The organism is Bacillus sp. T3 (assembly GCF_033449965.1).
Taxonomy (GTDB): Bacteria; Bacillota; Bacilli; order Bacillales; family Cytobacillaceae; genus Bacillus_BU.
Window position 1 is genome coordinate 3,835,979 of the sequence record NZ_CP137761.1, and the last position, 9,258, is coordinate 3,845,236.

Annotated in this window: 8 protein-coding genes and 1 pseudogene; 2 read left to right on the forward strand and 7 right to left on the reverse strand. The window is 39.0% G+C overall.

The genetic code is table 11. The annotated features are described in order from the left end of the window. Positions 1-174: 174 nt before the first annotated feature. Positions 175-1,416 (reverse strand): beta-ketoacyl-ACP synthase II, encoded by a 1,242-nt coding sequence (fabF, locus tag RGF10_RS19615; protein WP_318505092.1) that lies wholly within the window; start codon positions 1,414-1,416, stop codon positions 175-177. A gap of 54 nt (positions 1,417-1,470) precedes the next feature. After that, a complete protein-coding gene (locus tag RGF10_RS19620) occupies positions 1,471-2,403 on the reverse strand; it encodes a beta-ketoacyl-ACP synthase III (RefSeq protein WP_318505093.1) in 933 nt (310 codons plus the stop codon). 236 nt (positions 2,404-2,639) lie between these two features. On the opposite strand from RGF10_RS19620, the gene RGF10_RS19625 reads away from it, so the two are divergent. Continuing rightward, positions 2,640-2,915 (forward strand): hypothetical protein, encoded by a 276-nt coding sequence (locus tag RGF10_RS19625; protein ID WP_318505094.1) that lies wholly within the window; start codon positions 2,640-2,642, stop codon positions 2,913-2,915. Between the two features lie 81 nt (positions 2,916-2,996). Here RGF10_RS19625 and RGF10_RS19630 read toward each other — a convergent pair whose 3' ends face one another. From RGF10_RS19630 to RGF10_RS19640, 3 genes are all read right to left on the reverse strand, one after another. Continuing rightward, positions 2,997-3,947: a BMP family ABC transporter substrate-binding protein gene (locus tag RGF10_RS19630; protein ID WP_318509603.1), complete on the reverse strand. Its 951-nt coding sequence runs from the start codon at positions 3,945-3,947 to the stop codon at positions 2,997-2,999. A 235-nt stretch (positions 3,948-4,182) separates the two neighbouring features. Continuing rightward, positions 4,183-5,034, reverse strand: a complete 852-nt coding sequence (locus RGF10_RS19635) for a hypothetical protein (protein ID WP_318505095.1) — start codon at positions 5,032-5,034, stop codon at positions 4,183-4,185. 69 nt (positions 5,035-5,103) lie between these two features. Beyond that, on the reverse strand, positions 5,104-5,841 hold the full coding sequence (locus RGF10_RS19640; RefSeq protein ID WP_318505096.1) for a lipase family protein: 738 nt from the start codon (positions 5,839-5,841) through the stop codon (positions 5,104-5,106). Between the two features lie 184 nt (positions 5,842-6,025). Between RGF10_RS19640 and RGF10_RS19645 the strand changes: the two genes are divergently transcribed. Beyond that, entirely contained in the window at positions 6,026-6,208 is a 183-nt protein-coding gene (locus RGF10_RS19645; RefSeq protein ID WP_318505097.1) for a YjzD family protein, read from the forward strand. Positions 6,209-6,318: 110 nt separating this feature from the next. On the opposite strand, the pseudogene clpB reads toward RGF10_RS19645, so the two are convergent. Next, a pseudogene (gene clpB, locus RGF10_RS19650) lies at positions 6,319-8,914 on the reverse strand (ATP-dependent chaperone ClpB). Positions 8,915-9,026: 112 nt separating this feature from the next. Beyond that, positions 9,027-9,206 (reverse strand): YjzC family protein, encoded by a 180-nt coding sequence (locus tag RGF10_RS19655; RefSeq protein WP_318505098.1) that lies wholly within the window; start codon positions 9,204-9,206, stop codon positions 9,027-9,029. Positions 9,207-9,258 lie beyond the last annotated feature (52 nt).

Below are 9,258 nucleotides of genomic sequence, written 5' to 3' on the forward strand. Positions count from 1 at the left end.
ACTTGGATCAAAAAAGTGCTGATCCAACCAATTTTTAGTGTTTATTACCCCATTTTCATCACTCCCATACATGTTTTTACTGAAGTGTATGTTAGCAACAGATACGCGGTGACAAAATAAAAAGCAGACTAACGAATCTATTCATTCGCCAGTCTGCTGCTTATTGTTCAAAAATTATGCTTGATATTTTTTAAAGGCTATTGTTGCATTGTGTCCACCAAAGCCTAGTGAGTTGCTGATGACGGTTGTAATTTCTTTTTGACGAGCCTGATTTGGCACATAATCAAGATCACATTCTGGATCTGGAGTTTCCAAATTCATTGTTGGCGGAATCACACCATCTTTAATAGCAAGGACTGAGAAAATTGCTTCAATTCCACCCGCTGCACCTAGCAAGTGTCCAGTCATTGACTTTGTTGAACTCACTGCTACCTTGTATGCATACTCACCGAATACCTCTTTGATCGCAGCGGTTTCGTATTTATCATTATAGCCAGTGCTCGTGCCATGAGCATTGATGTAATCAACGTCTTCAGGTGTAAGTCCACCATCAACTAATGCCTGCTTCATTGCACGTGCCCCACCTTCACCGCCAGGTGCTGGAGCGGTTACGTGATACGCATCTCCTGTTGCACCATATCCGATGATTTCAGCGTAAATGTTAGCTCCACGTGCTAATGCATGCTCAAGCTCTTCTAGGATTACGATTCCTGCTCCTTCTCCAATAACGAAGCCATCTCGATTGGCATCGAATGGACGGCTAGCTGTTTGTGGATCAGGATTTGTAGAAAGGGCAGTATTGGCACAAAAACCTGCAACAGACATTCTTGTAATTGGCGCCTCAGCACCACCTGTTACCATTACATCTGCATCACCGCGCTGAATTACTTTAAATGCATCACCAATTGAGTTTGTTCCAGTAGCACAAGCCGTTACAGTACAGGAATTAATTCCTTTAGCACCAAGCATGATTGAAACCTGTCCTGCTGCCATGTCAGGAATAATCATTGGTACGAAAAATGGACTGACGCGTTTGTAGCCTCGATTTAGGAACGTTTCAAATTGATTTTCGAATGTTTCCATTCCTCCGATTCCTGAACCAATCCAGACACCAACACGTGGTGCGTTTTCGTCATTGATTTCAAGTGCAGCATCCTTTACTGCCATCGTTGCAGCAGCAATAGCATAATGGGTAAAGCGATCCATTTTTCTTGCATCTTTCTTTTCGATATATGACTCTATGTTAAAATCCTTTAATTCTGCTGCCACCTTAGCTGGATACTCATCGGCATTTAATCTTGTTAACGGACCAACTCCTGAAACACCAGCAATTAGGTTTTTCCATGTCGTTTCTACGTCATTTCCAAGTGGTGTAACGGCACCAACGCCTGTGACGACAACCCTTCGTTTTTCCATTGTTGTAGCAACTCCTTTTAAGTATAAAGTTGAATGATTACCTATTTATTTCGTTTATTTACCCCAACGTAATGCAATGGCGCCCCAGGTTAAACCTCCACCAAAGCCAACCATAACGATTAAATCATCATCTTTAATCTTCCCTGCTTCTAACTCTTCTACAATTGATATAGGAATTGAAGCGGCGGAAGTGTTCCCATACTTATGAACTGTTTTGGACATTTTTTCCTCTGGCAGCTCTAACCGCTGTCTTGATGCTTCCATAATTCGAATGTTTGCTTGATGTGGGATAAGCATGTCTACATCGCTTTTTGAAAGACCCGCTTTCTCTAACACATTCACTGCACTTTCGCCCATTTGACGAACGGCAAATTTGAAAACTTCACGTCCATTCATGATGATAAATTCATCCTGATATAAATGTTTTCCACCTGTGCCATCAGCACCAAGCTCGAATGAAAGTATTCCTCTTCCTTCTGAAACAGGACCAAGAACAACCGCACCAGCACCGTCTCCAAATAATACAGCAGTGTTGCGATCATTCCAATCAGTGATTTTCGATAATTTTTCTACACCTACTACTAATATATGCTTATATGTTCCGCTCTCAATAAATTGCTTCGCAGTGACCATTCCGTACATAAATCCAGCACATGCCGCACTAAGGTCCATAGCTGCGGCTTTTTTTGCCCCTAATCGGTCCTGGAGGATACAGGAAACTGTTGGAAATGGCTGATCAGGTGTAACGGTTGCAACGAGAATTAAATCAATTTCCTCTGGCGAAATACCAGCATTATCGATCGCATTTCGTGCCGCTTCGTAAGCCATATCTGATGTATTCATTGAATCATCAGCGATTCTTCGCTCCTCAATTCCTGTCCTTGTGCGAATCCACTCATCTGTTGTATCCATTTTTTGTTCAAGCTCCTGGTTCGTTACAATCCTCTCAGGCAAGTACCGACCTATTCCTTTAATCCCAGCGTTCATGGAAACAACCCCTTTTATTCTATATTAATATGTCGTGTTATTTTATAGTATATTTTATTATCAATTATTATGACTTGGTGCTAATTTTATCAAAAAATAAACTTTTTGCAACTATTTTTTGTAGTTGGACCTTGTTTGATTCAGGTAGTGAAACGGGCTTTTTCATCACTGCCATTTAACCATACCAAATAGATTACTGGACATATCATATTCAATAAAACCATAAAAAAGGAGGTATGGATGATTTGATTAACAACAAGTTATTTCAAAAGGATCGTCACCAGGAAGACCCTTTTTCACAGCTAATGTTTGGTAAAAAAAATCAATCACAAACTTCGAACCAATCAAACCAAAGCCTTCCGTTACCAGCGAGCTTAGAAAAGTACTTGAACGGTGTAGATGTTAATCTCCTTTATGAAAACATTGATTTATTCATGCAAACCGCACAGCAGCTGAAACCACTTTACCATCAAATCAGCCCCTATATAATGAAATTTATAAATAAGAAATAACCCTAGCTTTTTGAAGGCTTATCGTAAAGAAAGCAAAAATCCATCAGTAAAGTGGACTTCCCTCCTCACTGATGGATTTTTTTAATTGTTTGGCAGTTTGCCCGTTTCTTTATAAGATTGAATATCACCATTTAACTTTGAAATAAAAGGTTTATCAACAAGTGGACTAAATTTACCTAAACTGATGACATTATCTTGGAAATCGTACGAGTAATTGCCAGACTTTAGCTTTCCGTCAACATATTGCTGTGCGACCAATTCATATAACGTGTCAACATGCTGCACCGTACTAGTCAAAACCGTAGATTCGCCTAAATCTGATTGATCTGAGACAAAACCAATTGCATATTTATTGTTTTCTTTTATTTTTTCAATAACCGGAACATTATAGCCGTCACCTGCGGGATAAATGATATCTGCTCTTTTGGCAAGCATGGAATCTAAGAATGAAATGGCCTTAACATCATCGTCCCAATGGCCAACATAGTTAATTGATACGTTCACGTTTTTATTTTCATAGAGGGCTCCATCATAGAAACCCTTCACCTCCGGCTGCCACTCATAGGCAGCAATGACGCCCACCTGATTAGTTTTCGTCATATGTCCTGCTACCATCCCGCCAAAAAAACCCATTGCATAACCATCAAAATTTAAACTCGTCGTATTCTTCCGTTCAGCATCCCCGTTAAAGCTGACAAAATGGATATTGGGATAGTCATCAGCCACTTCATTAAAAAAAGCCGCATACTCATTTCCATGCCCAAAGACCAAATTAATTCCTTTTTGATCAAATTCCTTCACAGCTTGCTTAACAAGTTCCAGGGAATTCATCCCTTCTCTATAATAGACCTCCGCATTAAATTTTGATTGAATCTTTAACATTCCGTTATAACCCTTTGTACCCCACACTTGATCATTTACTGTTTCAGGAACAAGTAATCCTACCTTTGATAGCTTACCAGTTCCTTCTTGCTGCCCACATCCAGCTAGCAGGAAGAGTAATAAAAGAAATATTCCAAGATGCTTCAAGATAAATGGCAACTCCTTTTTTCATCCATTGATAGCAACGATATTATTCTGGAAATGCTTTCAATCTCTTTAATTCATTCTAACGCTATGAATCTAAGTTGAAAAGAATTTTTACTTAGTAAAACCGCAAGCGAGTTACTATGAGATTATTTCTACAACATTTGTTTGTTAAGCTTTGCACAAAAATAAAAGCGTAAGCGAGACACATCATTCTTCGCTTACGCTTATTCTGTTCTCTTTAAACCCCTGATAATATTCTGAGTAAATGCTGCTTCTGCAGGTTCAATCCCTGCTCCACTCCAATCGAATCCTTAATAACTATAATCCGGAAATCTGATTCACTAATTATAGCATTTTCTATATTATGATAGAGCTCAGGACTAATACCAAGAAAGTTCGCACAGTTTTTCCATTGCTCGCGTTTACTGCTTTTCAGCAAGCACGGTGTATCTAATTTCTCCTCATCGATGAGGCATACAATTTCATTCACTGCATCGTCAATATAAATAGCATCCTTAACCCATTCCTTCGTGTTAACTTCAATATCCTTCTCTTTTTTCACCTCAGTTAATAATGCTTGTTGGAATAAAAATTCCATCGGCTGCCAAGGTCCATATAAGGTTGGTAAGTACACAGCTTGAAATGAAATGTTTTTCTCCTTAGTACCTTTGGCAACACTATTGGCAATTGAACGAAATGTGTCATCCCATTTTACTCCTTTTTCGATTATCTGAAGCGGGAACAGAAAGACGAGCAAGGAGCGATTTAGTCTGTCGGATTGCAAAATATTTTGCCATTCCATTTCAAATTGCTCCAGAAGCTCAGCTGAATCCTTTTTATAAAATAAATCATAAAAGGAGATCATCACAACAGTATTTTCATTGCTTTCGAGCTCTGATTTTGACCATGTAGCTATGGATAATTCCAAGAAGTTCGCATTCCTGCCGACCGAAAAGCGTTTTTCCTCATAAAAAGCATCGTGGATGTTATCAAAATGAATACAATCAACAGAATTCCCTTTGTTTAAAAATGCCGTACAAAGCGAAAAACCTAAAAATTCATAGCCACCAACGATAATGATCTTGTCCATTACCATTCCTCCCGAGCAATCTTCTTAGTATCCTATGCTCAGGAAGTAACAATTAGTGCTATTTCATATTTATAAAATATTTTCATACTTTTTAAAGAAATTAATCGTGTATTGATTTAGCTTCGGTACCTTCTCTGGCAGAATGTAGCACACTGAAATAATCGTCCCAACATTTTCTAAACGGGCGGCTATTTGATTGGAAATACCCGACTGTTTATATGAGCGTGCGCCATTTAGAATGTGAATGACCTTGATCGGAATATCCGATGGCAACTCTGGGAGAGCGTCGACTTCTTGCACGATCTCTTCCACCTGTTTCGGATCAACTTCGTATGCTGCCGCAATTTCTTTTACAAGCTTCTTATAAAAAAACTTATGTTCCTTCTCATGATCTAACTGACTTTTCAAAGAGTATATTGGATTAAGTAGCACGATGGAACGGATATTATGTTTCATTTCTTTTAAAAGCTTCAGCGCAACCAGCGCCCCCATTCCCTCCGCTAATATATGAATTTTATCATTTAAAATTTCGTTGCGAAGCATATAATAATAAAGCTGCTTTGCTAATTTTACTGATTTATCACAACCCCAATTCTTCCCATAGAGGTTCGAATAAAACGTGGTGTAGCCTGATTTTTTAAAATGATGAATGAGCTGCAATCTTCCCTCATTTTGCGTCCAAAAGCTTTGTTCTTTATCAACAAAATTTCGCTCATCTCCAATAATTAGGATACCGAAACCAGTAGGCTGGTGGGGATAGTGAACAACATTCCATTCGGTATCCAATTGAAAGTTTCGGTTCTCCATAGAATTACCCCTTTAAAAAATATTCATAATAATGTATGAAAGTTCACAAAAATTGAAAGGGAGGTTTGCCTATATAAATTTTTGTTAAAATTTTGATTTTACAGAAAAATTAAAATTACTTTTATTCTACTGGATTGTTATGGTAAGATGAGATGAGGAATACATACAGTAAGAGGTGATTTTGGTGAAATACTTTTGGACTTTATTCTGGACCTTCATTCTAATCCAAATGGTAGTGTACGTTGGTAGCTCCATGATTGGGACTGAATTTGATTTTAATACAGGAGCCATTTTAACTATTCCTGTAGCTGTTTTACTTTATATTATTCCAGCGATCATTCCAAATGATCCAGTTGAAAAGCATTAATGAATACTTTTATTTTATGATGAAGTTGACTTAATTTGAACCTGACTCAAATAAATTCAACGAAAAAAGAAGCTGACTCCTATAACCTGAGTCAGCTTCTTTTTGTTTAGCTACAGTTCAATTGAAAGTGAACCGTCCTTTAAAACAATTTGCACTTCTTGCTCTGGAGCAATTTTTCCAGCAATAATCAGCTTTGCAAGTTTTGTTTCAACTTCTCGCTGAATGAATCGCTTTAATGGTCGAGCTCCATACACTGGATCAAAGCCGTTTTCTGCAATAAAGGTTCTAGCCTCATCACTCATCGTCAACAAAATTTGTTGGTCAGATAACCGCTTTTGAAGCTCAGCCAGCATTTTGACCACAATCCCCTTGATTTCCCTTAACCCCAGCGGTTTAAAGAGCAATACTTCGTCGACACGATTGAGAAACTCTGGACGGAAATGGTTGCGAAGTGATCCCATTACCTTTTCCCTTGTTGGCTCGGAAATATCTCCGTTTGCTTGTGCATCCTCGATCAGCAAGTGCGAACCCAGATTGCTGGTCATGATGATAACAGTATTTTTAAAATCAACTGTCCGACCTTGTGCATCTGTAATTCTACCATCATCGAGCATTTGAAGAAGAATATTAAATACCTCTGGATGAGCTTTTTCAATTTCGTCTAACAGAATGACTGAATAGGGCTTGCGGCGAACAGCCTCTGTTAATTGACCTCCTTCTTCATAACCAACATATCCGGGAGGTGCTCCAATTAACCGAGATACTGCATGCTTTTCCATGTACTCTGACATATCGATGCGAATCATCTGTTCTTCACTGTCAAACAGGGCTTGTGCTAATGTTTTTGCTAACTCCGTTTTTCCGACACCTGGTTGGTCCAAGGAATATAAACGATCCAATCGGACGATTCGGGTCCTTGATTCCAGCGCGTGCTCTTAATACAGCATCTGCAACAAGTTCAATGGCCTCATCCTGACCGATTACTCGCTCATGCAAAATACTTTCAAGTCTTAAAAGCTTTTCACGCTCTCCCTCGACCAGTTTGGTTATTGGAATGCCTGTCCAGCGCGCAACAATTGCAGCAATCTCTTCCTCGGTTACCTCTTCACGTAAAAGCTTTGTTCCTTGATGCTCACTAACCATCTGCTCAAGCTGCTTAAGCTCTTTTTCTGCTTGTGGAATTTTTCCATATCGTAATTCCGATGCTTTATTTAAATCATAATTGTTTTCGGCATCCTCCAGTTCTCTACGAAGCTTTTCAAGCACTGCACGTTGGTCACTAACTTTTTGAATGCCATCCTTTTCACTTTGCCATTGTGCCTTCATACTATTTGCTTTATCTTTTAGTTCAGCCAGTTCTTTTTTTAAAGTTTCCAGTCGGGTTTGACTTTGTGTGTCTTTTTCTTTTTGTAATGCAGCCTCTTCGATTTCTAGCTGCATCACCCTGCGGACCACTTCATCAATTTCAGTTGGCATCGAATCAATTTCTGTTCTAATCATGGCACAGGCTTCATCCACTAGGTCGATTGCTTTATCTGGAAGGAAACGGTCCGTAATATATCGGTCTGAAAGGGTAGACGCTGCGACTAAAGCTCGATCATGGATATTGACTCCATGATGAATTTCAAACCGTTCTTTAAGACCACGTAAAATGGAGATGGTCGTTTCCACATCAGGTTCTTGTACTAGCACCTGCTGGAATCGTCTTTCTAATGCCGGATCCTTTTCAATATATTTTCGATGTTCATCTAATGTCGTCGCCCCAATACAATGAAGCTCGCCACGAGCCAACATTGGTTTTAGCATATTGCCTGCATCCATTGCTCCCTCTGTTTTTCCAGCACCTACGATTGTATGCAGTTCATCAATAAAGAGAAGAATTCTTCCTTCACTTTTTTTCACTTCATTCAAAACAGCCTTTAAGCGCTCTTCAAATTCTCCACGGAATTTTGCCCCAGCTATCAAGGAACTCATATCAAGGGCAAAGATTGTTTTATCCTTCAAACCCTCTGGGACATCCTTCCGAACAATTCGTTGTGCTAAACCCTCAACGATTGCTGTTTTCCCAACACCTGGTTCACCAATTAAGACCGGATTGTTTTTTGTTTTTCGGGATAAAATTCGAATCACATGGCGGATTTCACTATCCCGTCCAATCACCGGATCGATTTTTCCTGTTTTTACTTCAGCAACCAAGTCTCTGCCGTATTTTTTTAATGCATCATAGGTTGCTTCTGGATTTTGCGAAGTCACCCTTTGATTCCCCCTAATTTCTTTAATTGCTGTTAGCAGCATTTCCTTTGTAATAGCAAGCTTCAATAAAATTTTTCCTACCTCAGATTTTGCATCATATACACCGAGAAGGACGTGCTCGATTGATACATAATCATCGGTAAATTGTTTCATTTCTTTTTCTGCTTCAGTCATGACTCTTTGGAGGTTGGCCGAGATATACAAATTGGCTTGCCCACTACCCGAGCCAGTCACTCTCGGTTTTTTATTGAGTGCTTTTGTAAGTTCTTGTTGAAATGTTTTTGATGAAATCTGTATTTTTTCTAGTACACTTGCGACTAGATTGTCTTCTGTGTTGAGAATGGCCAAAAACAAATGAAGATCATCTATTTCTTGATGTTCATTGTCACGGGCAATGGACTGTGCTGACAGTAACGCAGTCTGAAGCCGCTCTGTCATTTTATTAAAATCCATTTTAGTTCCTCCTTACACTTTGACCTTTATTGACCTTTATGTATATTATATGCTTTTTTTTTATAAAAATAAAGCCATCCGCTACTGGATGGCTCTTATTGTTTCTCTTTTATTAAGGTCTTCTTTGGTATGACCAGATCCGATCATCGTTAGAGTTTTCTGGGAACTTGTCGCCTGCCTTCAATCTTACTCTCTTTGGGTTGTTAACCGTACTGCCAGTATCTCCAATTTCAATATATATACCGTTGTTTGGAGCTTTTTGGCCCGGTTTAAATTGTCGATTTTGACCCATTGTGCTTACCTCCTTGTGTTCATGGTTCATTAGCTATTATCTCCTAAGATAA